This is a genomic window from Enterobacter sp. E1 (genome assembly GCF_016809815.1).
Lineage (GTDB): Bacteria > Pseudomonadota > Gammaproteobacteria > Enterobacterales > Enterobacteriaceae > Enterobacter > Enterobacter adelaidei.
In genome coordinates, this window is sequence record NZ_JAFBJM010000001.1 from 390,462 (window position 1) to 415,188 (window position 24,727).

Annotated in this window: 29 protein-coding genes and 1 riboswitch; of the genes, 4 read left to right on the forward strand and 25 right to left on the reverse strand. The window is 58.0% G+C overall.

The features are described 5' to 3' along the window. The first annotated feature begins 164 nt into the window (after window positions 1–164). The gene (locus JGF26_RS02025; protein ID WP_108090284.1) at window positions 165–1,022 is read left to right on the forward strand and encodes an AraC family transcriptional regulator; all 858 of its coding nucleotides are present in this window, start codon (window positions 165–167) and stop codon (window positions 1,020–1,022) included. Between the two features lie 114 nt (window positions 1,023–1,136). Here JGF26_RS02025 and cobT read toward each other — a convergent pair whose 3' ends face one another. From cobT to JGF26_RS02130, 21 genes are read right to left on the reverse strand one after another with little or no spacing between them, the layout of a single operon-like run. Further along, complete coding sequence (gene cobT, locus JGF26_RS02030) at window positions 1,137–2,192, reverse strand: nicotinate-nucleotide--dimethylbenzimidazole phosphoribosyltransferase (protein ID WP_134707503.1); 1,056 nt, start codon at window positions 2,190–2,192, stop codon at window positions 1,137–1,139. Between the two features lie 10 nt (window positions 2,193–2,202). Next, the gene (gene cobC, locus JGF26_RS02035) at window positions 2,203–2,811 is read right to left on the reverse strand and encodes an alpha-ribazole phosphatase (protein WP_134707502.1); all 609 of its coding nucleotides are present in this window, start codon (window positions 2,809–2,811) and stop codon (window positions 2,203–2,205) included. A gap of 3 nt (window positions 2,812–2,814) precedes the next feature. Then, entirely contained in the window at window positions 2,815–3,573 is a 759-nt protein-coding gene (gene cobS / locus JGF26_RS02040; protein ID WP_128348125.1) for an adenosylcobinamide-GDP ribazoletransferase, read from the reverse strand. Continuing rightward, a complete protein-coding gene (gene cobU / locus JGF26_RS02045) occupies window positions 3,564–4,115 on the reverse strand; it encodes a bifunctional adenosylcobinamide kinase/adenosylcobinamide-phosphate guanylyltransferase (RefSeq protein ID WP_024908230.1) in 552 nt (183 codons plus the stop codon). Before cobU ends, cobS begins: the two co-directional genes overlap by 10 nt. Next, window positions 4,112–5,635 (reverse strand): cobyric acid synthase, encoded by a 1,524-nt coding sequence (locus JGF26_RS02050; RefSeq protein ID WP_128348123.1) that lies wholly within the window; start codon window positions 5,633–5,635, stop codon window positions 4,112–4,114. The genes cobU and JGF26_RS02050 overlap by 4 nt, the downstream gene beginning before the upstream one ends. Next, window positions 5,632–6,450 (reverse strand): energy-coupling factor ABC transporter ATP-binding protein, encoded by an 819-nt coding sequence (locus JGF26_RS02055; protein ID WP_134707501.1) that lies wholly within the window; start codon window positions 6,448–6,450, stop codon window positions 5,632–5,634. Before JGF26_RS02055 ends, JGF26_RS02050 begins: the two co-directional genes overlap by 4 nt. Window positions 6,451–6,461: 11 nt before the next feature. Beyond that, window positions 6,462–7,139: an energy-coupling factor ABC transporter transmembrane protein gene (locus JGF26_RS02060; RefSeq protein WP_108090290.1), complete on the reverse strand. Its 678-nt coding sequence runs from the start codon at window positions 7,137–7,139 to the stop codon at window positions 6,462–6,464. Then, the gene (locus JGF26_RS02065) at window positions 7,126–7,407 is read right to left on the reverse strand and encodes an energy-coupling factor ABC transporter substrate-binding protein (RefSeq protein ID WP_028019167.1); all 282 of its coding nucleotides are present in this window, start codon (window positions 7,405–7,407) and stop codon (window positions 7,126–7,128) included. The genes JGF26_RS02060 and JGF26_RS02065 overlap by 14 nt, the downstream gene beginning before the upstream one ends. Window position 7,408: 1 nt before the next feature. Continuing rightward, window positions 7,409–8,146, reverse strand: a complete 738-nt coding sequence (cbiM, locus tag JGF26_RS02070) for a cobalt ECF transporter S component CbiM (RefSeq protein ID WP_128348122.1) — start codon at window positions 8,144–8,146, stop codon at window positions 7,409–7,411. Then, window positions 8,143–8,856: a cobalt-factor II C(20)-methyltransferase gene (locus tag JGF26_RS02075; protein WP_108090293.1), complete on the reverse strand. Its 714-nt coding sequence runs from the start codon at window positions 8,854–8,856 to the stop codon at window positions 8,143–8,145. Before JGF26_RS02075 ends, cbiM begins: the two co-directional genes overlap by 4 nt. After that, window positions 8,853–9,647 carry a sirohydrochlorin cobaltochelatase gene (locus JGF26_RS02080; protein ID WP_134707500.1) on the reverse strand — a complete coding sequence of 265 codons (795 nt, stop codon included), beginning with the start codon at window positions 9,645–9,647 and terminating at the stop codon, window positions 8,853–8,855. Before JGF26_RS02080 ends, JGF26_RS02075 begins: the two co-directional genes overlap by 4 nt. A gap of 10 nt (window positions 9,648–9,657) precedes the next feature. Beyond that, window positions 9,658–10,443: a cobalt-precorrin-6A reductase gene (locus tag JGF26_RS02085; protein ID WP_134707499.1), complete on the reverse strand. Its 786-nt coding sequence runs from the start codon at window positions 10,441–10,443 to the stop codon at window positions 9,658–9,660. Then, window positions 10,440–11,165 carry a precorrin-3B C(17)-methyltransferase gene (locus tag JGF26_RS02090; protein WP_028019172.1) on the reverse strand — a complete coding sequence of 242 codons (726 nt, stop codon included), beginning with the start codon at window positions 11,163–11,165 and terminating at the stop codon, window positions 10,440–10,442. The genes JGF26_RS02085 and JGF26_RS02090 overlap by 4 nt, the downstream gene beginning before the upstream one ends. After that, the gene (cbiG, locus tag JGF26_RS02095; protein WP_134707498.1) at window positions 11,165–12,220 is read right to left on the reverse strand and encodes a cobalt-precorrin 5A hydrolase; all 1,056 of its coding nucleotides are present in this window, start codon (window positions 12,218–12,220) and stop codon (window positions 11,165–11,167) included. The genes JGF26_RS02090 and cbiG overlap by 1 nt, the downstream gene beginning before the upstream one ends. Then, on the reverse strand, window positions 12,201–12,974 hold the full coding sequence (locus tag JGF26_RS02100) for a cobalt-precorrin-4 methyltransferase (protein WP_134707497.1): 774 nt from the start codon (window positions 12,972–12,974) through the stop codon (window positions 12,201–12,203). Before JGF26_RS02100 ends, cbiG begins: the two co-directional genes overlap by 20 nt. Beyond that, the gene (locus JGF26_RS02105) at window positions 12,967–13,536 is read right to left on the reverse strand and encodes a decarboxylating cobalt-precorrin-6B (C(15))-methyltransferase (protein ID WP_134707496.1); all 570 of its coding nucleotides are present in this window, start codon (window positions 13,534–13,536) and stop codon (window positions 12,967–12,969) included. The genes JGF26_RS02100 and JGF26_RS02105 overlap by 8 nt, the downstream gene beginning before the upstream one ends. Further along, window positions 13,526–14,131 (reverse strand): cobalt-precorrin-7 (C(5))-methyltransferase, encoded by a 606-nt coding sequence (locus JGF26_RS02110; protein WP_134707495.1) that lies wholly within the window; start codon window positions 14,129–14,131, stop codon window positions 13,526–13,528. The genes JGF26_RS02105 and JGF26_RS02110 overlap by 11 nt, the downstream gene beginning before the upstream one ends. Further along, on the reverse strand, window positions 14,125–15,264 hold the full coding sequence (gene cbiD, locus JGF26_RS02115; protein WP_108090301.1) for a cobalt-precorrin-5B (C(1))-methyltransferase CbiD: 1,140 nt from the start codon (window positions 15,262–15,264) through the stop codon (window positions 14,125–14,127). The genes JGF26_RS02110 and cbiD overlap by 7 nt, the downstream gene beginning before the upstream one ends. Next, window positions 15,261–15,893 carry a cobalt-precorrin-8 methylmutase gene (locus JGF26_RS02120; protein WP_049008368.1) on the reverse strand — a complete coding sequence of 211 codons (633 nt, stop codon included), beginning with the start codon at window positions 15,891–15,893 and terminating at the stop codon, window positions 15,261–15,263. Before JGF26_RS02120 ends, cbiD begins: the two co-directional genes overlap by 4 nt. Window positions 15,894–15,905: 12 nt before the next feature. Next, a complete protein-coding gene (gene cbiB, locus JGF26_RS02125) occupies window positions 15,906–16,865 on the reverse strand; it encodes an adenosylcobinamide-phosphate synthase CbiB (RefSeq protein WP_134707494.1) in 960 nt (319 codons plus the stop codon). Then, entirely contained in the window at window positions 16,862–18,241 is a 1,380-nt protein-coding gene (locus JGF26_RS02130; protein ID WP_134707493.1) for a cobyrinate a,c-diamide synthase, read from the reverse strand. Before JGF26_RS02130 ends, cbiB begins: the two co-directional genes overlap by 4 nt. A gap of 99 nt (window positions 18,242–18,340) precedes the next feature. Continuing rightward, window positions 18,341–18,516, reverse strand: a riboswitch (cobalamin riboswitch). Window positions 18,517–18,968: 452 nt separating this feature from the next. On the opposite strand from JGF26_RS02130, the gene JGF26_RS02135 reads away from it, so the two are divergent. Then, on the forward strand, window positions 18,969–19,835 hold the full coding sequence (locus JGF26_RS02135; protein ID WP_134707492.1) for an L-threonine kinase: 867 nt from the start codon (window positions 18,969–18,971) through the stop codon (window positions 19,833–19,835). Here the strand turns inward: JGF26_RS02135 and JGF26_RS02140 are convergent. The 4 genes from JGF26_RS02140 to JGF26_RS22485 form a co-directional block, all read right to left on the reverse strand. Further along, on the reverse strand, window positions 19,827–20,474 hold the full coding sequence (locus JGF26_RS02140; protein ID WP_134707491.1) for a bifunctional precorrin-2 dehydrogenase/sirohydrochlorin ferrochelatase: 648 nt from the start codon (window positions 20,472–20,474) through the stop codon (window positions 19,827–19,829). The two genes, JGF26_RS02135 and JGF26_RS02140, sit on opposite strands and share 9 nt — an antisense overlap. A gap of 3 nt (window positions 20,475–20,477) precedes the next feature. Further along, the gene (cobD, locus tag JGF26_RS02145; RefSeq protein ID WP_134707490.1) at window positions 20,478–21,548 is read right to left on the reverse strand and encodes a threonine-phosphate decarboxylase CobD; all 1,071 of its coding nucleotides are present in this window, start codon (window positions 21,546–21,548) and stop codon (window positions 20,478–20,480) included. A 38-nt stretch (window positions 21,549–21,586) separates the two neighbouring features. Then, a complete protein-coding gene (cobA, locus tag JGF26_RS02150) occupies window positions 21,587–22,357 on the reverse strand; it encodes a uroporphyrinogen-III C-methyltransferase (protein ID WP_134707489.1) in 771 nt (256 codons plus the stop codon). Window positions 22,358–22,659: 302 nt separating this feature from the next. Further along, window positions 22,660–22,791 (reverse strand): hypothetical protein, encoded by a 132-nt coding sequence (locus tag JGF26_RS22485; protein WP_255660306.1) that lies wholly within the window; start codon window positions 22,789–22,791, stop codon window positions 22,660–22,662. A gap of 85 nt (window positions 22,792–22,876) precedes the next feature. On the opposite strand from JGF26_RS22485, the gene glmS reads away from it, so the two are divergent. After that, complete coding sequence (gene glmS / locus JGF26_RS02155) at window positions 22,877–23,326, forward strand: methylaspartate mutase subunit S (RefSeq protein ID WP_028019184.1); 450 nt, start codon at window positions 22,877–22,879, stop codon at window positions 23,324–23,326. Further along, the gene (gene glmL, locus JGF26_RS02160) at window positions 23,326–24,714 is read left to right on the forward strand and encodes a methylaspartate mutase accessory protein GlmL (RefSeq protein WP_134707488.1); all 1,389 of its coding nucleotides are present in this window, start codon (window positions 23,326–23,328) and stop codon (window positions 24,712–24,714) included. The genes glmS and glmL overlap by 1 nt, the downstream gene beginning before the upstream one ends. Window positions 24,715–24,727: the final 13 nt, after the last annotated feature.

Here is a 24,727-nt window from a genome sequence, read left to right on the forward strand (position 1 = left end):
AGTGCGACGTCTGGATGAAGAGTAACTGCTTTTATTCCCGGCACTGAGTGAGCAGACTCACAAAATTGAACCGCCATTTCATTTTTGCTGGATTTTATCGATCGTGAGGAGGATAAATTACAAAAGATGGCCTAAAAATTTAAATCTGTTGTCCTGGAGGTAAAATGGGTGAAACGCAGCTGCTGGAACGCATTACGCTCGATCGGCAGGCCATTTCTTTTAACCGCCTGTACGCCAGCAGCGCGATTTACTACCACTGGCATCAATGCGTTGAATTGCTCTACATTTCCAGCGGCTACGGCATCGTGGTGGTGGATAATCAGCACTACACCGCCCGTCCGGGGCGATTATTTATCTTCCCGCCCTTCCGTTTGCACAAAGTGCAAGTCGATCATAGCGATAAAAACCCCTATCACCGCACCACTATGCACATTGAGCAAGCGGTCGTCGAAAGTGCGCTTAGCGCCTTCCCGCGCCATCAGGCCAGGTTCGCCGCGCTGGCCGCCAGCAATCTGCCCGCGCAAATCTACGATCTCAGCGAGCACGCGGCGTTTATCGAGAGGATCCTTGAGCAGTTCCAGCGCCTGGAGGGCAACGAGCAGACCGAGGCCTGCGAGGTGGCATTTCTGGTGATGCAGCTCATGACATTTCTTCCCGAGCAACCTCAGCCCTACCCGCCGCGCCAGCAGACCGTCGCCTCGCGGATTATGAGCTGGATAGAAGCCCACTATGCCAACAAGTTTTCGCTCGACCAGCTAGCGCACGACCTGGGGCTTTCGCGCAGCTATACCTCACGCATTTTCCGCCAGCAGACCGGGGGCAGCATCCACGAATATTTGCTGACCCGGCGGATAAAAAGCAGCTGCGATCTGTTACGGTACAGCGATGAGAGTATTGACACTATTGCCCTGGCCGTCGGGTTTAGCGAGGTGACCTATTTCATCACCTGCTTTAAAAAGATGATGCGTCAGACGCCGCTGCAGTATCGACGTCGTATCCTCAGCACCAGAATGCCCTGTTAACGGGGTTTTGATGACTGGCCCAAAGCTGAACGCTTTCCGGCTACCTGCCGGGCTGGGGTTTCCTGTACACAAAAAAACCTGCGATACTGCTATCGCAGGGTTTTTACTTTTCCGTCATGCCGGAACCGGCAACTCAATGCCGCTTTGCGCCAGTTGCCCCATCTCGCAGTACATTGCGCAGGCCGCACTGACGATAGACATAGCCAGCGCGGCGCCGCTCCCTTCGCCAAGACGCATGTCAAGATGGATAAAGGGCGCCAGCCCAAGGTGCTCCAGCGCACGTCTGGCACCTTTTTCGGCGGAAAAATGAGAGGGAATACAGTAGCTCTTAACCTCTGGTGCAATCTGACAGGCGGCGATGGCCGCGGCATACGAGAGAAAACCGTCTAACACCACGGGTAATCCGCATGCGCCAGCGCCCAATATCACTCCGGTCATGCCCACCAGGTCATAGCCGCCGACTTTGGCCAGAACATCAACCGCATCTCGCGCATCCGGCTGGTTAATGCGTATCGCCTGACGGACAACGGTTTCCTTATGTTGGACCCGATCCTGAGGTAAATTGGCCCCAATCCCCACCACATCATGCGGATCGCTATCGGTCAGTACGCTGATGATTGCCGAAGCCGGTGTCGTGTTGGCAATACCCAGCTCGCCAACGCCAAAGATGGAGATCCCCTCCTGAGCGCGTTGTTTAACGAGGCTGGCGCTCGCCAGCAGCAGGTGCTCGGCATCCTGACGGCTCATCGCCGGACCCTGAGCAATATTACCGCTGCCACGCGAGAGTTTAAGGCTGAGCATATTGTCGATAGGCTCACCGTCAATACCGATGTCAACGGGCAGTACCGACGTCTGGCTATTGCGGGCCAGCACGCACACCCCGGTCACCCCCTTTTGCATATTGACGGCCTGAAGCCAGGTCACCACTTTCGGCGTCACGGCCACACCTTCATCAAATACGCCATGGTCGGCGCACATGACGATAATCTCTTTTTGCAGATTATCGAGCCTGTCGATTCCCCACATTCCCGAAAGCTGTATAGCCAGGCTCTCCAGCCGACCGAGGCTGTTTGTCGGCTTTATTAAGCCATCAACATGCCGCGAGGCCGCCTGAATCTTCTGTTTATCAAGCGGTCTGATGGCCGCCGCCAGCTCCTTCACTGTCCCCATCCTCACACCCTCATTCCTCAGTTTGCCAAACGTTTCTGCCATTAAATACGCGTAACACCCAATGCCCGGCCCGATTTTCAACGACCGTGTAGGCATCGTGACTGAACGGGAAATGCCACATTGCCGCCACGGGCATCCCTAACCAGGTTGCCAGCAGCAGGCTCAGCACGCCCTGATGCGCCACAATAAGCGTGTCTTCGCGCTTCTGCAGTTGACTCATCTCATCCGCCGCCGCCCTGACGCGCGCGGCGAAATGCGGGAACGCCTCGCCGCCGTCGGGCGTGGCGTTTTGCCAGTCATCCATCCAGCTCTGCCACGACGCGGGATGTTCTTTTTCGATGTCGCTGAAGTGCCGCATCTCCCATTCACCAAAATCCAGCTCATTAAGACGCGCATCAACATGGATATCATGGGCTGTCGGCACGATAAGCCGCGCCGTTTGCTGCGAACGCTGGAGCGCGCTGACGCGCGTGTGCCCGAACGCGACCCCGGACAGGTACCCGGCAACACGCTGGCTTTGCGCAATACCCTGCGGCGAGAGCGACAGATCGGTGCTCCCGTAAAACACGCCGCTGATGTTAGCGGTTGTTTGACCGTGCCGAACCAGAAAAATACGCATACATCAAACCCACAGAAGCGCCAGAAGGAAGGCCATTTCGCCGATCTCCTCCATCGCGCCCAGGGTATCCCCCGTCAGCCCGTTCAGTCGGCGGCTTAAAAAGGTCTTTACGGCGTTGACGACAATCCAGGTGATAACGCTGGCGACCAGCCCCTGCATCCCCGCCAGCAGCCCCACGAGCGCCACGCCGATGCAGAGGGTGATGAGCGTCTCTTTGCCGCTGATATGGCCGAGATAGGCGTTTGCCATCCCTGCACCTTCGCGCGCGTAGTGCTGCCGGTACATGACCAACACCATTCCCGTTCGCCCGACGATCGGCGCGCACACCAGCAGCGCAAACAGGGTATGAACCGGAAGGTGAGCCAGGGAGATCGCCGCTGCGACCTTGATAAGAATGCAGAATACGATAGCCAGACCGCCGTAGGTCCCCAACCGGCTATCGCGCATAATCTCCAGCATCCGTTCGCGGGTGCGGGCAGAAAACACGCCATCACAAGTGTCCGCCAGACCGTCCAGATGAAACCCACCGGTCAGCAGCACCAGCGCCAGTACCCAGGCGACGGCACCTATATAAATCCCCCCGCCGGTCTGGCTCACCACCAGATAGCCTAAGGCGGCCAAAACCCCAACGATCAGGCCCACCACGGGGAACCAGGGGACGCCACGGCCATACTGTGAAAATTCAACGCCGTCGCTCCACTTTTGCGGCACCGGAATGCGGGTAATAAATCCCAGCGTCGCCCACAACATTTTTAACGGCATTTAATCTTTACTCCAATTCCCGAGACAACCAGCCACACTTCCTGTGCCGCCTGCGCCAGCCTTTGGTTCGCGCGACCGGCAATATCAACAAAATGACGCGCCAGCCGATTCTCGGGCGTGATGCTCATGCCCAGCTCATTGGTCACAATATAAACCGGCGCCGCCGACTGCTGGCAGGCCGCAATCAGGTCGTCCACCTGCTGTTGCAACACCGCCTCAAGCGCGGAAAAATCGAGGGTCTCCGGCGAAGCGCCGCCGCTGGCGTCATAGAGCAGGTTCGACAACAGAGTGGTGACGCATTCCAGAACCACGCCTTCGCCCGGCTGCACCTGATGGCGAATCACGTCGCCCAGATCGCGATACCCTTCCCAGGTTCGCCAGTGCGCAGGACGCTGTGCGCGGTGCTTGTCAACGCGCAGCGCCATCTCTTCATCGGTAATCACCGACGTCGCGATATACAGCACGCGCTCGCACTGCTGCGCCGCCAGCTGTTCGACGTGCGCACTTTTCCCGCTGCGCGCGCCTCCGGTGACTAAAATCATGCCCCCACCTCCTGATGCTCCTGCATTATTTGATAGATCTTTTTAATATCAATGTGTTCTCTCATCGCGCTGGCTAAGAGATCAAACTGTTGCGCTTTGTAGCCCGCGTAATCTACCGCAACGTCTAATGGCGCCAGTCCTTTGCGCTGGCGTAAGCCATCCACTATCGCGCGCGTGAAGGCATCGTTATCGAACAACCCATGGAGATACGTCCCTATCACCTGCCCGTCAGCGCTGATGGCGCCGTCCGCTATGCGCTCGCCCTCTTTTTCCAGAAACAGTGCCGGATAATCGTCGGCTGTCAGCCGGGTCTCTCCCATATGAATCTCATAGCCCTGCACCTTAATGCCCGCGGCCGACTTAAGCCACGCCGGGAGCGCCGACGCCATCTGCGCCGAAACCTGCGTCGTGGTTTTTCGCTGCGCGAAGCGGGTCACGGTATGGAGTAGACCCAGCCCTGGCTGGGTTCCCATACCAGATTCCACCTCATCGATGATGGTGTCGCCAAGCATCTGGTAGCCGCCGCAAATGCCCATGACGGGTACGTTCTGCTGGTGTGACTGGAGCACCGCGTGCGCCATACCGCTTTCCCGCAGCCAGGCCAGATCCCCCAGCGTATTTTTACTGCCGGGTAGAATCACGAGGTCAGCCCCCGCCAGCTCCTGGGGATAACGGACATAGCGCACGCGAACATCGGGCTGCGCCGCCAGGGCGTTAAAATCGGTGAAATTGGAGATATGCGGTACCTGCACCACGGCGATGTCGATATCGCGCCGCGCGGTTCGCAGGTATTTTCCCTTTTGCAGCGCCACGCCGTCTTCATCTTCCAGATCGACATCCAGCCACGGCATAACGCCCAGTACCGGCACGCCGGTCAGATTTTCAATCTGCTCAATGCCCGAGTAAAGCAGCGCAACATCGCCACGAAATTTATTGATGATGACCCCTTTCACGCGCGCCCGCTCGTGGTCGTGCAGAAGCGCCAGCGTACCGTAGATGGCGGCAAATACGCCGCCTCTGTCAATGTCCGCCACGAGGATCACCGGGCATTGCGCCATTTCGGCCATGCCCATGTTGACGATATCGCGATCGCGCAGGTTGATCTCCGCCGGGCTGCCCGCACCTTCCAGCACCAGCACGTCATACTCCCCGGCCAGGCTGTTATAGACATCGCGGATCTGCTCCCGCAGGCGCGGTTTGTACTCGTGGTAGCTGACCGCGTCCATATCGGTCGCCACCTGTCCCATCAGCACCACCTGCGCTTTACGGTCGCTGGTTGGTTTTAACAATACCGGATTCATCCGTACGTCCGGCGTAATCCCCGCCGCCTGCGCCTGAAGGATCTGCGCGCGACCCATCTCTTTTCCCTCCGGCGTGATACCGGAGTTGAGCGCCATATTCTGCGACTTAAACGGCGCGGTACGCAGGCCATCCTGATAAAAAATCCGGCACAGCCCCGCCACCAGGACGCTTTTGCCGACGTCAGAAGCGGTGCCCTGCAACATAATTGCCTGCGTCATGAGGCCTCCTTCATTGCGTTTTGTTTTCGCATGCGGCTGAAAAATTCATCTTCGGTTTTACACAACGGCAGGCCAAGCTGCGCATGCAGTTTGACGAGCCAGGGCTGCGTTAATCCGGCCCGTTCCATCAGTTCGCCGCGGGCGAAGACCTCACCCGGCGCGCCGTGCGCCAGCACTTCTCCGTGGCGCAGCACGTAAACGGCATCGCTGACTTCGTAAATCAGGTCAATATCATGGCTGGAGATCACCACGTGGTTCCCTTGCGCCACAATGCGCCTGATGATCTCGATCATCTGCGAGCGTCCTGAAGGATCAAGCCCGGCCGTGGGTTCGTCCAGCAGAAGATAGCGCGCCCCCAGCACCAGCGCCCCGGCAATGGCGACCCGCTTCTTTTGCCCATGGCTCAGGCACTGGATCGGCTGCAGGCGAAAACGCTGCGCGTCGACCAGCGTCAGCGCATCGTCGACGCGCCGCGCAATCTCCGGTTCCGCTACGCCCAGGTTACGCAGGCTGAAGGCGATGTCGCTATCAATATCGGTATAGAAGATCTGCTGATCGGGGTCCTGAAACACCGTTGTGACCTGCTGACGGAGCGCCAGCAGTCCGCGCTTGCTGTAGTCCAGCGGCTTCCCCTGCCACAGCACCGCCCCCTGCTGCGGCTTCAGCAGACCGCTCAGGTTCATAAATAACGTCGACTTTCCGCAGCCATTAGCTCCCACTAGCCCGGTGACGGCATGCGTCGAAAAATCCAGCGTCAGACCTTTGAGTACATGCGTCTCCTGATAGCGAAACCAGAGATCGGCAGTGGTCAGCATGGTGCGATTCCTTACAGGGGAAAATCACCCTGGTAGAGTTTAATATCCAGCGTGGTCGCCATCTGCTGATAGCGAATCAGCACCCGGGTAAACAGCAAACCGACCAGCATCGCCAGCGAGCGATAACTTTTTGGCAGGCTACGATAGCCAAAACGCAGCGTCTGCGCGCGGTGAATCGCCAGCGCTTCGTCTAACAGAATAAAAATAAAGCGCCAGGTCAGCAGAATCTGCTCGGTAAGCAGGCGCGGCACGCGCGCCCGCTTAAGCAGCACAATCAGCTGAGGAAACGGCAGGTTCAGCACCAGCCAGAAGGTTGCCGCCAGCGCGGTAAGGCTGCGCCAGAAGGTTTCATTCGCGGCGGTCAGCCCGGAAGCGGTTATCCCCAGCCAGTAGTGCCCCACCGGAACGCTCATCGCCAGCGTATGCGGATCACGGGTGACGCTAAAGAGGATCGTCAGTACCCCGACCAGCAGAAAGCCAAACGGCAGCGACATCCAGCGACACCAGCGCCAGAAGGTCATCCGCAGCAGCCAGCAGGTCAGTCCCGCCGTCAGCGCCAGGACGATCCCCTGCCCCAGCGGCGGCAGCGCAAACGCCAGAGTCATCAGCGCCAGCCAGAGCAGAAACTTGCGTTCCGGCGCAACCTGAGCCCAGCGGCTCTGGTAGCTCAGCCTGTCAAGCCCGGTCATCACGGCGCTGTCTGCCTTTGGTGTAGCCCAAAATATAGAAAATCACCGCTGCGCCAATGGACCCCTGGAGCGTAAACAGCAGACTTTCAATTTCACCGCTGGCGGGTTCATAGAGTGGCGTGAACCATGGCGTGTAATGCGGTGCCACAACCTGGATTTGATTTTCGGCTTCACCATCCGAGCCACCAAATTCGCCACCGTGATCGATAAAAAATGGCATTACGATCAGGGCGAGCACCATCGCCAACAGCATCAGTGTCTTTTTCATCTCAGTATCCTTGCACGGTAATCAGCCGACGTTTGGTCAACTGGTCATAAATCATGACGGTTAACAAGCCCTCCGCGATGGCAATGGGGATTTGCGTCAGGCAGAAAATGCCCATGAATTTCACCATCGAGCCCGCGGCACCCGTCGCCGGGTCCGGGAACGCCGCGCCAAGCTGGACCGAGGTGACAAAATAGGTCACCAGATCCGCCAGCATGGCGCACAAAAATACCCCGACGTCACGGCGAAGCCCGGCACGGCAGGCCATCTTCCACACCATGTACCCGACAACCGGCCCAATCACCGCCATCGACATGCCGTTCGCGCCAAGCGTGGTTAACCCGCCGTGCGCCAGCAGCAGCGCCTGAAACAGCAGCACGATGGCACCGAGAATGGCGACGACGCCCGGCCCGAACAGAATCACGGCGAGCCCCACGCCGGTCGGATGCGAGCAACTGCCGGTTACCGATGGGATCTTCAGCGCCGACAGCACGAAAATAAACGCCCCGCACAGCGCCAGCAGAACTTTCTGGTGATTATCCTCCTGCACGATACGACGCAGGCGCACCAGCCCGTACCATAGACACGGTAAGAAGAGCAGCCACCACGCCAGCGCCCACATCGGCGGTAAAAACCCTTCCATGATATGCATCGCGAACGCCTGCTCCGGTACCACCATCAGCAATAGCGCCGCCGCCAGGCCACTTAATGACAGCTGTTTAAGCTGTTGTTCGAGTTTCATTGCGCATACTCCCACTGTTTGTTGACCAGAATGGTCGAGAAATAGGGTAACGGTTGGTCATCAGCAACCTCATCCAGATGCCGCCAGCACTGCTCGCCGGGGAGCGTGGCCTCTGACATCATCAGTGCACAGTTCAGCAGCCCGGCCTGCGTCAGTAGCGCTTTGATGCGCGCAAACCGGCCATAGACCTTCATCAGCACCAGACTGTCGTGTTGCTGCAGCGCCAGTGCAATTTCTGCTTCCGGCGCAGTACAGGAAATCACCGCCAGCGACTGCTGTTCCATCGCCAGCGGCATTTTTGAACGCGCGGCAATCGCGGCAAACGACGTCACGCCGGGCACAATCTCCAGCCAGTCCGGGCTGCCAATGCGCTGAAGTAAGAACACCCAGGTGCTGAACAGCATGGCATCGCCCAGGGTGATAAAACCAACCTGTTTCCCGTCGTTCACCTCACGCACTAACGCATCGGCCACCGCATCCCACACCGCCTCCTTTTCAGCACTGTCGGCGCTCATGGGAAAGTGGCAGCAGCGGATTTCGGTCTGTTCGCCGATAAACGCCCGGACGATAGAAAGCGCCAGGCTATCGCCGCCTTTGCGGCCCGCCGGGGCGTAGAGAATATCCAGCGAACCAAGGATCCGTGAGGCACGCACGGTGATAAGATCCGACGCGCCCGGCCCGGTACTCAGGGCGTACAGTTTGCCGCTCATGCCGCCTCCTCCAGCGCCATACTTAGCGCCTGCTGTAAATGAGCGACGAACATTGCGCGTACCGCCGGGTTTTCACCCAGCCCGCTCAGCCACGGCGTCGCCGTGATCCCGGCGGCGTTAAACAACGTCTTCCAGGAGTCCTCGTCGTCAGAGGCCATATCGTTGATGGCGTGATCGCCTGCCACCAGCATCAGCGGCATCAGATGCACGGCGGTGACGCCTTCTTTACCGAGGCTCTCAATCAGGATGTCGACTTCCGGATAGCTCTCCACCGCGCCGACGCGGGCCGGGAAGCCCTGGGCCATCATCATGTGGTCGAGGCAGGCATAGGCCGCAAAGGCGTGATGGCTGGCACCGTGGCCCATAAACACCACTTTTTCCTTTGTCCCAAGCGTCGGCATCTGCTGTTGCAATGCGCGCATCAGCTGCGCGTAATCGTCGTGGCTGCTCAGTAGCGGTACCCCCAGCGTCAGGCGGGAAAACAGCGGACGCAGGCTCTGCACTTCACGGACAATTTTCTCGTACTCATCGCCGTTGATGATGTGCAGAGACTGAATCGCCACATCCTGATATCCCTGAGCCGCAAGATTTTTCAGCGCCTGCAGCGGCGTATCGATCTCAATGCCGTCACGCTGTTTGAGCTTGCGAATGATCATCCCGGAGGTGAATGCCCGAAACAGCTTGCGGTCAGGGCAGCTTTCCGCCAGCGCACGCTCGCACGCTACAATATTCTTCTCGCAGGTATCGTGGTAGCTGGTACCAAAGCTGACCACCAGAAGCGCCTTTTTCATCTCTAACTCCTTAAGCAGCGGCCAGCCAGCGCGCTAAACGCCCGGCGAATGCGGCCTGACTTTCCAGTAATTCCTCTCCCGTCACCAGCGGTGCCGGGCGTGTAATCACGATGCAGGGGATGCCCGCATCCAGACAGGGTTGAACCTTCTCCTGATAGCCACCTTCTGCGCCGGAGGCTTTGGTTATCATCACGTCAGCCCGGCACTGGCGATAAAACGCCGCGTTAAATTCAGCGCTGAAGGGCCCGCACATAGCAAAGATCTCGGTAACGCCAAAGCCAAGTCCGGCGCATTGCTCGATGACCTCCGGCACTGGCAAAACCCGGGCCATCAGCGTTTTCTCCGGCAGACCTGCGCGCCAGCGCGCCAGATCTTTACTGCCGGTGGTCAACAGCACCCGTTCGCCCAGCCGCCGCGCGATGTCGCAGGCCTCTTCAATTCCCGGCACGCTGTAGAGCAGCGGATGCGTCAGCTCGCTGAGTTGTTCGGGGCGCTGATAGCGGCTAAGTAACACGCCCACCGTTTCACAGGCCGTCAGGATGTTGCGGCTGAGCACCTCAGCGTAGGGATGCGAAGCGTCAATCACCCAGCGGGTCCTGTTTTCCGCCAGCCAGTCAACCATCTGTTGTGGCTCCAGGCGGCCACAGCGCACCTGACCGTTAATGTCTCCCGCCAGCCTCTGCCCGGTGGGCGTCGCCACCGACAGGGTGTAGGCCACGCCCGCCGCATCCAGTTGCTGGCAGATCGCGCGGGCATCGCTGGTGCCGCCCATGACCAACACGTCGCCATAGTTCACAGCACATAGCCCCGGGGGGTGATCATCAGCCCCTCCTGAACGAAGGTGGCTTTATTTCCGACGATCACCAGGCTTGTCATATCGACCGGTTCAAAGTCCATGTCGCCCAGGGTGGTCAGCCACTTCTCCTGCTTTTTACGCCCGGCAGACTTCACTACCCCTACCGGCGTTTGCGGGCTTTTGCTGGCGGACAGCAGCTCAAACGCCCGTGCCAGATGGCCCTCGCGCCCCCGGCTGCGCGGGTTATAGAAACAGATGACGAAGTCCGCTTCTCCCGCGGCGACAATACGTTTTTCGATGACCGGCCACGGCGTCAGCAGATCGCTTAAGCTGATGTGGCAAAAATCGTGCATCAGCGGTGCGCCAAGCAGAGATGCGGCGGCGATACTGGCCGTCATTCCGGGGATCAGGCGAACCTCAACGTCCAGCTTCTGTTTGCTGACCAACTCCAGCACCAGCCCCGCCATCCCATAAATACCGGCGTCGCCGCTGCTGATAAGCGCGACGTTATGCCCGGCCTGCGCCAACTCGATCGCCGCCTGACAGCGTTCAATCTCTTTGCACATACCGGTTTTGATCACCTGTTTGTCGCCGGTGAAGGCCTTCACCAGATGGGTATAGGTTTTGTAGCCAACGATGATTTCTGCCGCCTGCAGCGCGTCTACGGCTTCCATGGTCATCATGGCCTGCGAGCCTGGGCCGATTCCAATTACGGTTAACATCAGTGTGAAACTCCCAAAGTGATAGTGACGCCCTGTTCGCGCAGGGTTTCGCCTCGTAGTTGCCCATGGCTCAGCAGCAACGCTGCCGGTCCCGAGACGCTTCCCACTCCAACCGTCTGGCGTACAAACGGTGAGGCCGGAAAGCGATGTTCGTGCTCACGCAGCGCGTCAGCGGTAAAGGTTTCAAACGGCACACCCCAGCAGGCGGCAAGCTGGAGCAGACCCGCTTCGTCTTTTTTAAGGGAGACGCTGCCAATCGCTTTTAGGGCCAGCGGGTCGAACCGTTGCGCCTCAAGCTGACGCGCCAGCAGCGTCGCCAGCAGCGGAAACGGCGTGTCGCGTCGACAGCCGATGCCCGCCACGACCCGCTGAGGGACCAGCTTCCAGTGCGGCAATGGCAGTTCCGGCAGCGTGTTTCGCAGCGTAATACACACCAGCGCATCCAGTTCCGGCAGGTGCTGCAGGTCGCTCACGGTGATAAACCCGCGCCGATCGCACCGACTGACGTCGTCATCGAGTTCCGCATCCCACCACAGCCCTACCCGCTGGTGGCTCACCAGCATCTGGTTGACGATTTTTACCGTCGTTCGGAAATCGCTCATTCGGGCATTCAGCTGGAAAGCAAGGGTATCCAGCGCGGCCATCTCGTTGACGTCCGTGGCGGTGGTAATCACCGGGTCAGCCCCCAGTATTCCCGCCAGGTGGCGGGTTAACGCATTCGCACCACCAGCATGGCCGGAAAGCAGGCTAATCACGTGCTGCCCGCGTTCATCGATCACCACCACCGCCGGGTCGCTCAGTTTGTCGTGGATTAACGGTGCCAGGACGCGCACCGCAATGCCGGTTGCGCCGATAAAAATCAGCGACGGGTAGTGCGTGAACGCCTCGCGAACCGCCGGGGCAAAGCCGCCGTCGAAGGGAACAAAGCCCTCTTCCTGCAAACGCTCGCTGGTAAAGCAGGTTACCGGCAGCATCGCCGCCAGCCGCTTCGCCAGCCACACGCCGCCCGGGGTCAGGCAAAAAAGCGCGATGGACTCAGGCTTTACGGTATTCATGGCTAAAATCCGCGGCATAGAGTTTTGAGTAGTGATACTCCTCGCCCAGGAATTTCCCGACCAGAATGAGCGCCGTTTTGCGGATCCCCGCCTCGCGTACCTTGTCGGCGATGTCCGCCAGCGTGCCGCGTACGGTCTGGCTTTCCGGCCAGGTCGCTTTATAAATGACGGCAACGGGCGTGGTGTCTGGATAACCGCCTTCAATCAGGCGTTCCGCCACCCGATGAATACGCTGGACCGAAAGATAAATCGCCATTGAGGTCTGATGGCTGGCAAATGACTCCAGCTGTTCACGCGCCGGCACCGGCGTACGACCTTCGAGGCGGGTAATAATCAGGCTCTGCGAGACTTCAGGCACGGTGTACTCCACCCCAAGCTCCGCCGCAGCGCCGAGGAAGGCGCTGACGCCGGGCACCACCTGCCAGGCGATTCCGCGTTTGGTCAACTCTTCACCCTGTTCCCGGACGGAGCCGTAGAGGGAGACATCACCGGTCTGTAAACGCACCACCGTTTTTCCGGCCATTACGCCCGCCGCCATCAGGTCGATTATCTGTTCTAAATGGAGTTCCGCGCTGTCGTGGCATTCGGCTCCCTGTGGGCAATAGGCCAACAGTTCGGTATTGATAAGCGAGCCGGCATAGATGACCACCTGCGCCTGCTGCAGCAGCCGGTATCCCTTGAGCGTAATGAGCTCTCGATCGCCGGGACCAGCACCGACAAACCACACGCAACGGGAATCAAACGTCTCAGACATGGTGTTCTTCCTTCTGACAGGCGATAACAAAAACGGGATTGTTCGGTTTGAAATAGTGGCCACTGCCAAGCGGGGCCAGTGCGGAGACCTGCATTTGCAGGCAATCAATGTCCTGCGCGCCGATCTGCTGCAGATGGGCCAGCGCGGTATTGAGGTTTTCCATCAGGATAAACGTCATCACCAGACGTCCGCCCGGATGTAGCTGGCGCATGGACCAGTCAATAAGCGATGTCAGATGGCCACCGCTGCCGCCCATAAATACCGCATCGGCCTTATCCGCCACCGGCAACGGCGCTACGCCCGGCAAAATAGCGATATTGTGACAGGCAAAATGCTGGCGATTTTCTGCAAGCAGCTGCAGAGCCGCAGGGTTACGTTCAATGGCCGTCACGCGCAGCGAGGGAAACTGCAGCGCCGCCTCTATCGACACACTTCCGGTCCCCGCGCCGACATCAATCAGGTGGCTGGCGCGGTGCAACGCAAGCTTTGCGATGGCAAGGGCGCGTACCGCCTCTTTGGTCATCGGCACCGTTTCGCCGCGCAAAAACAGTTCATCTTTCATCGAGGATCACCACTGCATTCATTTCATAGTCGGCACTGACCTCACTGACGGGCAGCCAGTGGATCCGTTCGTTTTCCATTGCCAGGTTTTCACCAATCACCATCCAGCGATGGCCCTTACCGCGTGCCACCAGCTGCGCGGCAATCTCTTTCGGCCCGCACTGGCTATCGGTGACCATCGCCACTTTGCGATGCCGTGCAAGCTCATCAACATTTACGCTGCGACCATGGCTGCTGGTGAGCCACATCTCATTCATATCAATGCCCGCCTGCGCACACAGGTACTGCACCGCGCTGATGCCGGGAATAATGCGCACGCGCGCAATACCGAAATGCGCCACCATTCGCGTTCCGATACCGTAAAACAGCGGATCGCCGGAGGCGACAATCACCACCTTTTTCGCCTGACGCGCCTCTATCCAGGCCAGCAGCGCCGGAATGTTAGCGCCCGGGACAAACGTCTCGCCGCAAAACGCCGGGAACTGCAGCAGATGACGTTTTCCGCCGACCAGCGCATCGGCACACTCAATGGCTTCACGCGCAGCGGGCGTCATCAGATGCAATCCCGCAGGCCCCATTCCCACGACCGTTAACATTGCAGCTCCCGGGCAATCGCCTCGACCGGGCGGTTGCTACCCAGCACCTGGTTATCAAAGGAAAACAGAATGGCGTCACAGGTCGGCGGAGTTTTGGTAAAGCGCAACATCTGCATCACGCGCAGGCAGATACGTTTAGCGAGGTGGCCGTAAATAGGCTGAAAACCCCAGGTTTCGATATGCTCCATCGCCGCCTCGGTGGTATCGCAATCGCTGACGAGGGTCAGTAACTCCAGCGGCGCGCCGAGCAGCGCCAGATGCGCCACCAGCGTTTCCATGCGCGCATCGGCGATATGGCTGTGGGTGTGGAAAATCCCGGCGGCAATTTTGATGAGTTTGCCGGGATGGCCAACCAGCACTATCTGGCGAAACCCCAACCGCACCGCCTCTTCGATCATGTAGCCGACAAAGTTGCTCATGGTGACCACGACATCTTCATCAATGCCCATCTGCTCGCGGACAAAACGCTCGCCATGATTGCCCGGCACCAGCACGACCCGTTCCAGCCCCGCCGCGCGTTTAATCTCCAGCTCCAGAGAGAGCGAGCGTTTCCAGCTCTCCTCTGACATCGGTGTGACAATACCGGTGGTGCCGATGATCGAAATCCCGCCCAGGATCCCGAGGCGTGAGTTGTAGGTTTTCTGCGCCCGCGCTTCGCCTTCAGGCGCAAAGATTTCAACGTCAGCCCCACGCGTCGGACCAATCGCCTCGCGCACTGCGGACTCAATGGTGTGACGCGGCGTGCGGTTGATCGCCGCACTGCCGATGGGCAGGCCAATGCCTTTACGCGTGACGGTCCCCACGCCTTCGCCACCCGAAAGCGTAATCTCGCCACTGTCGTTGAGCGTCACGCGGGCGAAAATCAGCATGCCGTGTGTGGCGTCGACGTCATCCCCCCCGTCTTTGCGGATGGCCGCAATCGCCTGCTGACCTTCAATGTGCGGCGACTCCACGTTCAGACATAGCGTGACGCCGGAGGGGGTCACAATGGAGATCTGATGAATAAGATGCTGGCGCAGCACCATCAGTGCGGCGACTTTCGCTGCCGCGGTCGCGCAGGAACCGGTGGTGTAGCCTTTACGTAACGCCTTCCCGTTATGCCATACCGGGGCATCGAAGGTTGAATCGCTCATCGCGCCCCCTGCAGGTAATAGAGCATGGCGTTCACAATCGCCGCCGCCACATTGCTGCCGCCTTTGCGCCCAAGAGCCGCAATCGCGGGCAAATTGCTGTGCGTCAGCGCCTCTTTCGATTCCGCCGCTCCCACAAACCCCACCGGAACACCCACCACGCCGCTGACGGCAACATCATGCTCAAGCAGGCGAAACAGCGCCGTTGGCGCATTGCCAAAGACGAAGACCTTCTCGCTCTCTTCCGTCACCGCGATATCCACCGCCGCCATCGAGCGGGTTATTCCCTGCGCTTTTGCCTGCGCCACCACCCGCGGGTCGCTGATATAGCAGCGACATTCACCCCCGAATGTCGCCAGCAGCGTTTTGTTGATCCCGGAGAGCGCCATCGTGGTATCGGTATAGATAACTGACGGGCGACGGAGCGCCGCGCAAAGCTGTTCCAGCGCATCATCTGAAAACCAGAGAATATCCAGCCAGTCAAAATCTGCGGTGGTATGGATCACCCGCTTGACGATCGCCTCATGCAGCGGGCTGGCAAACCGGTATTCCGGCCGCGTTTCGCGAATGATTTCGCCAATGATGTCGAAACTTTTGGCTTCAATCGCCTGGGGTTGCTGGATGTATTGCATTGTCTCTTGTCCTCAGGCCACGCCAACCATCAACCAGCGTGCTGCGATAAACAGCGCCAGCGCCAGGGTGGAGGAAACCCACATCAGTCGAATCGTTCGGGAAATGTCGTCTACCGCAATCGGGCGCTGCGCGTCGCCAATCCACGGCTTTTCTACGCGCTGGCCAAAATAGTCATTGGGTCCGCCAAGCCGGATGCCCAGCGCGCCGGCGACCGTCGCTTCTGCCCACGCGCAGTTGGGGCTGCTGTGGTTGTAGCGGTCGCGCCAGCCGACGCGCAGCGCACGGGAGAAATCGTCACGGCATAGCCACGCCGCGATGCTCAACAGAAGCCAGCTCAGACGAGCGGGGATATAGTTCGCCAGGTCATCCATACGGGCGCTGACCATGCCGATCGCACGGTATTTTTCGTGCTTGTAGCCCACCATTGAATCGAGGGTATTCACCGCCTTATAGGCCATCGCCAGTGGCGCACCGCCCAGCATGAGGAAAAACAGTGGGGCGATAACGCCATCGACCGTGTTCTCCGCGACGGTCTCCACCACCGCCCGGTTGATCTGTTCCGGCTGAAGTTGAGACGTATCGCGTCCCACTATCCAGGAGAGTTTTTCGCGGCTTTCATCAAGGTCGCCCGCTCGCAGAGGACGTTCAACGTCCCGTGCAGCGTTTGCCAGACAGCGCCCGGCCAGCACGGTAAACATCATCCACACTTCAATCGCCCAGCCCAGCCAGGGATGAACCATCCGTCCGAGCGCCAGCACACCCCAGGATATGCCCCAGGTCAGCCCCACTACCGCCAGCCACATGACGCCGCCGCCAACGCGTAGCGCCGTGTCGCTATGACAGCAGCGGCGAATACTCCGCTGCATCGCATTGATCAGGTTGCCTATCCAGCGCACCGGATGCGGCCAGTTTTGCGGGTCGCCGATGATGACATCGAGCAGCCACGCGACGCACCAGGCCAGCAGGGTCATAGCGCCCCCCTCGCCGCCGTCAGCCAGCGGTTGAGCATCATGGGGCGTTGGGCAAAGTGGAGGTGCAGATAGCTTGCGAACGTGTTGCCAACCTGCCAGCCGCCCGCCCACTCCTGCATCGTTACGCCATCGCGTACTTTGCGACACGCCAGTACCGCGGGGGTTTGGGGAGAGAAGTCGGAATAGTGAAATTCATGCCCACGCAGCACCTCTCCGCTATCGGCCAGCAGCGTGGGCTGGCGCGCCTGCGCCTCACAATAGCCAAAACGGGTCAGCCGTTTACCCATCCTGCTGTGGCCAGGGATAACATTGGCCATCCGGTGCGTGGCCCCCTCCCTATCTTCGAGCGTGCTGCCGAGATACATCAGCCCACCACATTCGGCGTAAATCGCTACGCCTCGCCGGTGCGCCTCCCGCAGGCTGGCCAGCATCGTGGTATTTTCCGCAAGCCGTGCCGCGTACAGCTCCGGGTAACCGCCCCCAAGCCAGACCATCTGGCAGTCAGGTAAATGGGTATCGCGCAGCGGGCTAAAGTGGATAATGTCGACCCCGGTACGTTCGAGCAGCGTGATGTTATCCGCGTAATAGAAGTTGAAGGCCTCGTCATCGGCCATCGCGAGCGTCAACCCGCGCCCGGCGTCCCCGTCAGGGAGCGCGGGCCAGGAGCCCTGCGGCAGCGACGCCATCTGGCTGAGCGAGAGAAGTTGCCCGATGTCCAGCGTACGTTCGAGAATGGCGGAAAAATTCTGCCAGGTCTGCAGGTCCGCGACCGACTCCCGGGCGGTGACCAGTCCCAGATGGCGCTCGGGCAAACCGACGCCTTCAACGCGGGGGACATAACCCAGAACGGGTACCGTGCAGTAGTGTTCAATTGCCGTTTTGAGCAACTGATAATGTGATTCGCTGTTGACGCGATTGACAATCACCCCGGCAATATTGAGGGTGGGATCAAATCGCTGAAAGCCCATTACCGTGGCGGCAATTGAAGTCGAGACCGCCTTGCCATCCACCAGCAGAATCACCGGGCAGCCCAGCTGTTTTGCCATCGCGGCGGTGCTGCAATAGTTCGGGTCGGTGCCGTAGCCGTCATACAGCCCCATCACACCTTCAATCACCGCGATATCCGCCTGCTGCATATGCTCGCAGAACAGCGCGTTGAGTATCGGCTCAGGAAGCATGAAGCTGTCGAGGTTGCGGGAGGATGTACCGCTGACTTTGGTATGCCAGCCGGTATCAAGATAGTCAGGGCCCACTTTATATGGCTGGACGCTTAACCCACGCTGTTTTAACAGACTCAACAGGCCTAGCGTCACCGTGGTTTTACCACACCCGCTTCCGGTACCTGCAAGAACAAACGCGTACTGCTTTGCCGCCATGGCCCTGATCCTGTCCAGGGTGGTCGGGAGGTATAGATACACGTAACCCCAGTCTTTCGACTGTATGATGCATCAGTACAACCCACTTCCCACCGAAGTTGTTGAACGTTCCCGACAGGCAGGTCTTCTGGCTTAGCGTCCTCCTCGCCCGTCCTTCCCAATCTCACGATCAGTGGTCATTACGGGGTCGTCAGCATCACAGCAGCGGGGGCTGCGGGGGATTATCACCCCCTTCCCTACCACAAATGTGGCAAACCGGTCGGCTTACATAATGAGAAAATAGCGCGTTATAAAACAGCAATGCTATTTACGGTGTTTCACTTCATCTTAGGCAAATACTTAACCGTAATGAAATACACGCTGAGTAAAATGTGGCGCCAGAATAATTGACGCCTTCCTCAATAACTCAACGTTTTATCACAAAAAATTAAAAGCAAAGATAATTACGCTTAAAATCTCAATATTTATTGCGCTATGACAAGTTATTGCACCACTTGATATTTTTTCATTTTATCGTGATCAAAATTCATTAAGGCATTAAAACCTGGCTATCACATAATATTGCTATTCAACGTAAGTTCGTGTGGCTTTATTGATGCGTTACGTATTCAGCAGAATCGCAGAATAATATGTAGATTATCCAGGCGGGAATTTGCGGTATATCAAGGTACGAGGGATATCCTCATGACACTATGCTTCAGAATTTGCAGACCAGAAAGGTGGAAACGTGGCTGTTGCGCAATGCCCCGCGTCATGCGGTGAGCTTATCCAGGGCTGGATTTTGGGCAGTGAGAAACTGGTCTCCTGCCCTGTCGAATGGTACAGCACGGTTGAGGTGAGCTACGGCTCAGCCCAGGCGGATGAACGCCCGCTGTCGCGCGCGATGGTCGAGCGGTTATTGCAGCACTGGCACTACCCGGCGCAGTTGAGCCAGGATATCCGCATTGATGTGCATTCGACCATCCCGATTGCCAAAGGGATGGCCAGCAGCACCGCAGATATTGCCGCCACCGCCGTCGCCACCGCCCACCATCTGGGGCATCAGCTTGACGAAAGCACGCTGGCAACGCTTTGCGTTTCGCTCGAACCCACCGACAGTACCGTGTTTCGCCAGTTGACCCTTTTCGATCATAACGACGCCTCCACGCAGATTGCCTGCGACGCCCAGCCCAATCTCGATCTGCTTGTTCTCGAAAGTCCGCAAACGCTGCGCACGGCCGATTACCACCGCATCCCGCGTCAGGCGGGGTTACATGCCGGTGCGCCAGCGCTGAAGCGTGCTTGGGAAAAAGTACAGGAATCCTGTATGACGCAAAACCCTTACCGGATGGGAGAAGCGGCAACCCTCAGCGCCATCGCCAGCCAGACGCTGTTGCCTAAACCGGATTTTGACGCACTGCTCTCACTGGTGGAGGAGTGCGGCATCTACGGGGTGAACGTGGCGCACAGCGGCAGCGTCGTGGGGTTGATGCTGGACAGAAATAAAGACGATGTCGATTATGTGAAATGGCTGTTAGCGAAAAAACAGCTCACCCGCCACTGGCCTGAACAACACCTGCTGCGGATGGTAAAAGGCGGCGTGACGCTACTCTGACAGCAACTTGTGCTGAATGAGCCACTCGACCTGCTGCTTAACCTCTTGCTCGTGTTCCTGCGCTAAAGCCTGTTGCAGCGGAACATGCCGGAAAAACGCGTCCCAAAATGCACGCTTGCGCTCCCGATCACTGCACGCGCTATTTACCCTTTCACGCAGCACCCCCGCCAGCCGCACGATTTCCCGCATGCCCGGAGGAAGATGGGCTGCGACATGCGCTTTGAGGATCTTGCTGTACACCGGCGCATTGCCCCCGCAGCTCAGCGCAATAATGATCGGCGAATGGTCAATAATAGCCGGCGAGATAAAGGTGGCAGCAGAAGGGTCGTCTGTGACATTGCAAAACAGACGCTCCGCGCTGGCGGCCCTGGCGACCTGACGGTTCACCTGCGGATCGCTGGTTGCGGCAATGACCAGCCAGCATGATTGCAGATACTGCGGCGCAAACGTCGCCGGGACCCACTCGATGTCACCGCACGCGTGCAGGCTGCCGAGTTCCGGCGTCAGGGTAGGCGCAACCAGACGCAGCTCAGCCCCGGCAGCCAGCAGCCCCTTTGCCTTATGCGTCGCCACCTGCCCGCCACCGACGATCAGGCAGAGCTTACCCTTCAGGTTGCAAAAAATCGGGAAATAGTCCATCGCCTAGCCTTGTAAAACGTCAGCCAGCGCGGCAATAAACCGACGGTTCTCCGCTTCAGTACGCACGGCAATCCGATAGTAGTCGCGATCGAGCCCGGGATAGTTTTCGCAGTGGCGAATAAGGATATGGTGACCAAGCAGTGCCGCTTTCAGGTCGAAACCCTGACGCAGGCAGCGGAAGAAAATAAAGTTGGCCTGCGGCTCCCAGACCGCCAGCGAGGAAAAGCGCGTCATCGCCTGCCACAGGAAATCCCGCTCCCGGGCGATAAAGGCGTGGCTGCGAGAAATATAGTCCTCATCCAGCAACAAATGTTGCCCCACAAGCGCCGAGAAGGCATTCACGGACCAGGGCTCGCGGGTGCGTTTCAGCTGGCGAATAGTATGCGTATTTCCGCTGAGCAGATACCCAAGGCGCAGCCCGGGAATAGCAAAAAACTTGGTCAGAGAACGCAGCAGGTAAAGATAGCGTGACTCAGCCAGCCGTGGCACCAGCGTGGAGCCCTGCGGCAGAAAATCGATGAACGCTTCATCCACAATCAGCGAAATCTCCAGCGTTTCGCACAGCGAGGCCAGCCGGGCGAGAAGATCGGCATCAGGCATGAGTCCGGTAGGGTTATTCGGCGTTGCGATAAACAGGCAATCGGGCCTGTGCGCACGAACGGCGTCCAGTATAGAAGCATCCACCTGGAACCCGTTCTGCTCACTCAGCGCGTAGTCGATTATCTGGCAACCCTGCTGCTGTAATGCCCGGCGATATTCGGCAAACCCCGGCACCAGCAGCATCGCCCGGCGAGGGGCAAGCGTTCGCACCAGGCCATAGATCAGCTCCGTTTCGCCATTCCCGGCAATCGTCTGGTCGTAGTCACACCGACTGGCGCTGGCCAGCGCCTGATGAAGATGGCGGTATTCAACGTCCGGGTACTGCGTGATGATATCCAGATGGGACACAATGAGCGACCTGACGCGCTCGGGCAGGCCTAACGGATTGATGTTCGCGCTAAAATCCAACAGCAACTCGGGAGCGATCCCCAACTGCAGCCCCGTTTCCAGGACATTACCACCATGCTCACTCATTCGTTTCACTCGGCCATTTCGAAAATGTCAGGATAACATCAGACAACAACCTGATTCAGCGCGATATGCGATGCAGAAAACGCCAGTATCTCCTGCAGGTTGACCACCTCACCGACAACAATCAGCGCAGGAGCATGCAGTTTTTGACGCTCAACCTCGAGGTGGATATCGGTCAGCGTACCTTTGGCAATCTGCTGACGAGACTGGCTGGCATACATCACTACCGCCACCGGCGTCCCGGCAGACATGCCTCCCTCGATGAGCTGCTGGCAAATTTCCGTCAGCCGGGTCATTCCCATCAGAACGATCAGCGTTCCGTTGATTTGCGCCAGCGCATGCCAGTTTTGCGGGTCGTTCCCCTGGCACATATGACCGGTCACAATATGAAAACTGGAGGCGTAATGACGGTGCGTGACCGGGATCCCGGCATAGGCCAATCCGCCAATCGCGGAGCTGATCCCCGGCACGACTTCGAACGCCAGGCCGTCTTTTGCCAGCTGCTCGGCCTCTTCCCCCCCGCGGCCAAAAACGTAGGGGTCACCGCCTTTCAGACGCACCACCTGCCGCCCTTCCCCGGCGTGCTTGACCAGCAAGGCATTGATTTGTTCCTGAGGTACCGGATGATGACTTGGGGTTTTACCGACATCAATAATCAGACAGCTTGCCGGAGCCTGAACCAGAAGCTCAGGGTTAACCAGGCGATCGTGAACAATCACCTCCGCATGGCGGATACAGTGCAGACCTTTTACCGTAATTAAAGACGCATCGCCAGGCCCTGCCCCTACAAGCCAAACCTTCCCTTTACTCATCGTTATATCCTCAGATTAAATATTCAAAGACGTAAGAAAGCGGGTAATTAAAATTAGCGCTGAATTATACCCACCTCCAGATGCCAAAAATTTGATGTATTTATCACTCTCCCTTAATTGCACGAGTGGCATTTATGACCAATATCAATAAAACAGTAAATAGCTTCTTCTATCTGCCCACATGGCAATACCCCTCCTCCCCTCATAAAAATTAAAAAACATATTTACCAGCATCAGAAATAAAACAGGCGCTCGATCACAAATATTACAATGCTTTTGTCACCAACGTTTACAGATAAATATCAAAGCCAAAATAAACCCACGCCAACACATTGAATAACAATGACTTTCATCAAAACACCATTACCATCATCATTTTTGGAAGGATTTTTTGAAAATAGATCAATTGCTTCCTTTTCGTCTTCAAAAGACACTCCAATACCATTAACAGTCCGAATACCCATTAACTATTTTTAATACCCATAATATTTTTACAATCAGCCCTACAGAGGATTACCCATGAAGAAATCAACACTTGTTATTGGCGTCATTGGTGCTGACTGCCATGCGGTAGGCAATAAAGTTCTGGACCGTGTTTTTACTTCCCATAATTTTCACGTAATCAATCTTGGTGTGATGGTGAGCCAGGATGAATATATTGATGCGGCCATCGAAACCGGGGCTGATGCTATTGTCGTTTCATCCATCTACGGCCATGGCGATATCGACTGTCTGGGGCTGCGTGAGCGCTGCATCGAACGCGGTATCGGCGACATCCTGCTTTTTGTGGGCGGTAATCTGGTCGTGGGTAAGCACGATTTTGCCGACGTCGAAGCCAAATTCAAAGAGATGGGTTTCAACCGCGTTTTCGCCCCAAGCCACGACCTGGAAGACGTCTGTCAGCTGATGGCGAACGATATACAGCAGCGTCAGCGCGTTGAAGAGCTTTGTCTCGAAGAGGGCTTCTGATGCAAATCGTCTCAGTCGACATTGGTTCGACGTGGACCAAAGCAGCACTCTTCACGCCGGAGGGTGATGCGCTAACGTTGGTCAACCATGTTCTGACCCCGACGACGACCCACCACCTGGCGGAGGGGTTCTTTACCAGCCTGAACCAGGTGCTAAACGTTGCCGATGCGCGACCTTTGCTGAACAGCGGGGACGTTACGCTGAAATACTCCTCGTCGGCAAAAGGTGGGCTCGCCGTTGCCGCAATGGGTCTGGTGCCGTCGATCACCCTGGAATCGGCCAAAGTCACCGCCCATTCGGCGGGTGCCAAAATTGCCCAGTACTACTCCTACAAACTTAACCGCCACGATATCCGGGCACTGGAGGATTCCCCACCAGACATTCTGCTGTTCACTGGCGGTACAGACGGCGGAGAAGAGAGCTATGGTCTTGCCAATGCCCGCGCGCTGGCAGCGTCAACGCTGGATTGCGCCATTATCTACGCTGGAAACCGCGATATTCAGGACGACGTGCAGGCTATTCTTGGCCACAAAGATCTGATTACGGTCGACAACGTTTTGCCTGACCTCGATCACCCGAATCCGTATGCCGCCCGCAAGGCCATCTGCGATGTCTTTCTGTCCCGCATTGTGAAGGGGAAAGGACTGGACGTTATCGTCGGGGAAACCGGCGAGGAGCCGATGCCAACACCGTGGACCGTCTACGAGCTGGTGAAAGCGATCAGCGACGTCGACAGCGCGTGGAAAGAATTCATGCTGATCGACATGGGCGGTGCCACCACCGACGTCTATTCCGCCAGCGCCAACATGCTCTCCCCGGATACCGTTCTGCACGGCGTGCCTGAGCCGTTTGTGAAACGCACCGTCGAGGGAGACCTCGGTATGCGCGTCTCGGCGGTGGTGGTCGGCGAAAGTACACACGAACTGGTGAACGCGGTGTTTGCCCATCAGCCTCAGCGCAAGGAAGCGTTTTATGGCTATCTGCGCCATCTGGTCGCACATCCGGATTATCTGCCTGTCACCGAAGAAGAAAAACATTTCGACACGCTGCTGGCCGGGCTGTGCGTTGGGTACGCCAGCGAGCGCCACGCTGGCACCAAAAAACAGGTCTGCACCTGCGTAGGTAACGTCGATTTGCAGGTGGGGCGCGATCTGACCACCGTGCGCAAAGTGGTGGGCTCCGGGGGATGGCTCTCCCGCGCCAGTCAGTTTGATGTTCACCGCTGGCTGAAGTACCGCGAGCTGGACGACAGCAGCAGACGCGTGCTTTTACCCGGGCAGTTTGACTATTACCGCGATGCAAAAGGTCTGCTTCCTCTGCTGGCAAATGTCGCCAGGCTGGACCCGCAGGCGGCGGCTCGCACCAGTATTCATTGTTTAACCCTATAAAACCTAAGGCAGC

What these genes read in the sequence shown, in the direction of transcription:
- JGF26_RS02025 (WP_108090284.1), top strand. Translation starts at nt 165, where the DNA reads ATGGGTGAAACGCAGCTGCTGGAACGCATTACGCTCGATCGGCAGGCC.
- cobT (WP_134707503.1), bottom strand. Translation starts at nt 2,192, where the DNA reads ATGGGGACAGTGAAGGAGCTGGCGGCGGCCATCAGACCGCTTGATAAA.
- cobC (WP_134707502.1), bottom strand. Translation starts at nt 2,811, where the DNA reads ATGCGTATTTTTCTGGTTCGGCACGGTCAAACAACCGCTAACATCAGC.
- cobS (WP_128348125.1), bottom strand. Translation starts at nt 3,573, where the DNA reads ATGCCGTTAAAAATGTTGTGGGCGACGCTGGGATTTATTACCCGCATT.
- cobU (WP_024908230.1), bottom strand. Translation starts at nt 4,115, where the DNA reads ATGATTTTAGTCACCGGAGGCGCGCGCAGCGGGAAAAGTGCGCACGTC.
- JGF26_RS02050 (WP_128348123.1), bottom strand. Translation starts at nt 5,635, where the DNA reads ATGACGCAGGCAATTATGTTGCAGGGCACCGCTTCTGACGTCGGCAAA.
- JGF26_RS02055 (WP_134707501.1), bottom strand. Translation starts at nt 6,450, where the DNA reads ATGCTGACCACTGCCGATCTCTGGTTTCGCTATCAGGAGACGCATGTA.
- JGF26_RS02060 (WP_108090290.1), bottom strand. Translation starts at nt 7,139, where the DNA reads ATGACCGGGCTTGACAGGCTGAGCTACCAGAGCCGCTGGGCTCAGGTT.
- JGF26_RS02065 (WP_028019167.1), bottom strand. Translation starts at nt 7,407, where the DNA reads ATGAAAAAGACACTGATGCTGTTGGCGATGGTGCTCGCCCTGATCGTA.
- cbiM (WP_128348122.1), bottom strand. Translation starts at nt 8,146, where the DNA reads ATGAAACTCGAACAACAGCTTAAACAGCTGTCATTAAGTGGCCTGGCG.
- JGF26_RS02075 (WP_108090293.1), bottom strand. Translation starts at nt 8,856, where the DNA reads ATGAGCGGCAAACTGTACGCCCTGAGTACCGGGCCGGGCGCGTCGGAT.
- JGF26_RS02080 (WP_134707500.1), bottom strand. Translation starts at nt 9,647, where the DNA reads ATGAAAAAGGCGCTTCTGGTGGTCAGCTTTGGTACCAGCTACCACGAT.
- JGF26_RS02090 (WP_028019172.1), bottom strand. Translation starts at nt 11,165, where the DNA reads ATGTTAACCGTAATTGGAATCGGCCCAGGCTCGCAGGCCATGATGACC.
- cbiG (WP_134707498.1), bottom strand. Translation starts at nt 12,220, where the DNA reads ATGAATACCGTAAAGCCTGAGTCCATCGCGCTTTTTTGCCTGACCCCG.
- JGF26_RS02100 (WP_134707497.1), bottom strand. Translation starts at nt 12,974, where the DNA reads ATGTCTGAGACGTTTGATTCCCGTTGCGTGTGGTTTGTCGGTGCTGGT.
- JGF26_RS02105 (WP_134707496.1), bottom strand. Translation starts at nt 13,536, where the DNA reads ATGAAAGATGAACTGTTTTTGCGCGGCGAAACGGTGCCGATGACCAAA.
- JGF26_RS02110 (WP_134707495.1), bottom strand. Translation starts at nt 14,131, where the DNA reads ATGTTAACGGTCGTGGGAATGGGGCCTGCGGGATTGCATCTGATGACG.
- cbiD (WP_108090301.1), bottom strand. Translation starts at nt 15,264, where the DNA reads ATGAGCGATTCAACCTTCGATGCCCCGGTATGGCATAACGGGAAGGCG.
- JGF26_RS02120 (WP_049008368.1), bottom strand. Translation starts at nt 15,893, where the DNA reads ATGCAATACATCCAGCAACCCCAGGCGATTGAAGCCAAAAGTTTCGAC.
- cbiB (WP_134707494.1), bottom strand. Translation starts at nt 16,865, where the DNA reads ATGACCCTGCTGGCCTGGTGCGTCGCGTGGCTGCTCGATGTCATCATC.
- JGF26_RS02130 (WP_134707493.1), bottom strand. Translation starts at nt 18,241, where the DNA reads ATGGCGGCAAAGCAGTACGCGTTTGTTCTTGCAGGTACCGGAAGCGGG.
- JGF26_RS02140 (WP_134707491.1), bottom strand. Translation starts at nt 20,474, where the DNA reads ATGGACTATTTCCCGATTTTTTGCAACCTGAAGGGTAAGCTCTGCCTG.
- cobD (WP_134707490.1), bottom strand. Translation starts at nt 21,548, where the DNA reads ATGAGTGAGCATGGTGGTAATGTCCTGGAAACGGGGCTGCAGTTGGGG.
- cobA (WP_134707489.1), bottom strand. Translation starts at nt 22,357, where the DNA reads ATGAGTAAAGGGAAGGTTTGGCTTGTAGGGGCAGGGCCTGGCGATGCG.
- glmS (WP_028019184.1), top strand. Translation starts at nt 22,877, where the DNA reads ATGAAGAAATCAACACTTGTTATTGGCGTCATTGGTGCTGACTGCCAT.
- glmL (WP_134707488.1), top strand. Translation starts at nt 23,326, where the DNA reads ATGCAAATCGTCTCAGTCGACATTGGTTCGACGTGGACCAAAGCAGCA.